The sequence below is a fragment of the Proteus faecis genome (genome assembly GCF_030286765.1).
Taxonomy (GTDB): Bacteria; Pseudomonadota; Gammaproteobacteria; order Enterobacterales; family Enterobacteriaceae; genus Proteus; species Proteus faecis.
Genome location: NZ_JASVWV010000050.1, coordinates 1 through 1,322 on the forward strand (window position 1 = coordinate 1; position 1,322 = coordinate 1,322).

At 53.2% G+C, this 1,322-nt stretch carries 2 protein-coding genes; both read right to left on the reverse strand.

Features of this window, described 5'->3' with window-relative positions; genetic code table 11:
* A partial coding sequence (locus QSH13_RS18390; protein WP_286039456.1) for a DUF1281 domain-containing protein occupies nucleotides 1-841 on the reverse strand: 841 nt, incomplete at its 3' end.
* 92 nt (nucleotides 842-933) lie between these two features.
* Nucleotides 934-1,227, reverse strand: coding sequence for a TA system toxin CbtA family protein (locus QSH13_RS18395; protein WP_036941568.1), 294 nt, complete (start codon nucleotides 1,225-1,227; stop codon nucleotides 934-936).
* Nucleotides 1,228-1,322: the final 95 nt, after the last annotated feature.

A 1,322-nucleotide genomic window follows, 5' to 3' on the forward strand; every position in this document is an offset into this window, starting at 1 on the left:
CTTCGGCATAGACATGACGGACCTGACAGCGGAAACGCGCAGACAAAGCACACAAGACCTCTGCTGACGGCGGCCCCCACGGAGTATCAAACTCTGCGGATAACTCCGTCGCATGCCCGCCATCAATACAGTGAAAACCACTGCCGTTCGGCCATTTCACACCATAACGACACTGATAAAGGTGATATGTACTGTTACCGGGGGCAAACGCCTGCCAGCACGCCTGTCTCCAGATAACTTCCGGTGTTTTCCATAAACGACCGTTGAAGCCGTGTAATTCAGCCGCAAGGCTGGTCGGTAACAATGTCCGCATATCCATTGGTACGGCTTCCCCTGTACCGCGAAGATACTGAATATCCTCCCAGGCTGTCGCCACCCGGCTCTCATCCTCCCCGGTAAACCGGTTTAGCCAGTCAAAACTGCCGGCCGATAACAACGGTGACAGTCTCGCTTTCTGCATCGCCGTCAGCGAGTCCCAGGAATGGTACACCCCACCTTCAGATAACCACATCTGATACCACTGATGGATTTGCTGACAACATGACGGCATCAAATCCGGTGCGGTTATCAGCATCTCAACCCAGTGCGTGAAGGCGGTGTTTCCCGGGGAAACAGGGCCGGTTTCCCCGTATGAGGTCAGTTCCGGTAACGGCGGAAAAGACAGCGGTTTTACCGGTTTCAGTATCCCCGCACAGCCGGCCAGCAACAAATGCAGACTTTGTGCTATCGCTGTCTGCCAGGCGGGTATCCCGTCATCCGCATATATCCAGTGTTTAAGCGCCGGCATATCCGCCGCGTTGTGTAAGGTGATGTCAAGTCGGTTTGAGCACCAGTTTGGCATGGTGATATCCTCTTTTCAGAATAAAAAAAGAGGGCTTATCCCGTGAGGAACAAGCCCTCACGGGAAAGATGTCAGTCGTTAATCGTTAAGGATTATCCGGGCATGACATCCGGGTTAATGGCACCGCTCAGCTGAGCCTGTGCATGTAAGGCATCGGTATCACTGACATACGGGGATGCCGGCAGATAACAGGATGCATTCAGTTTCTCCAGATGGTATTTATCCACCAGACGGTTGACCGCCGATACCGGCGATATTCCGAGTTCAATCATCCGGGATACCTCCGCATCATCAGACAATCCGGTATCACTCAGCGTAATCCCGTAATGCACTTTCAGTAACTGATGTACCAGTAACTGAAAACGGATAATGGTGATTTTGTCCATCGCTGTCTCCTACGCGGCCTGTCGGGAGGTGGCCGTATTCAGTAAAAACTCACAGGCCTGACGGGCCTGCCCGGCTGCCCGGAACAACGCTTTTT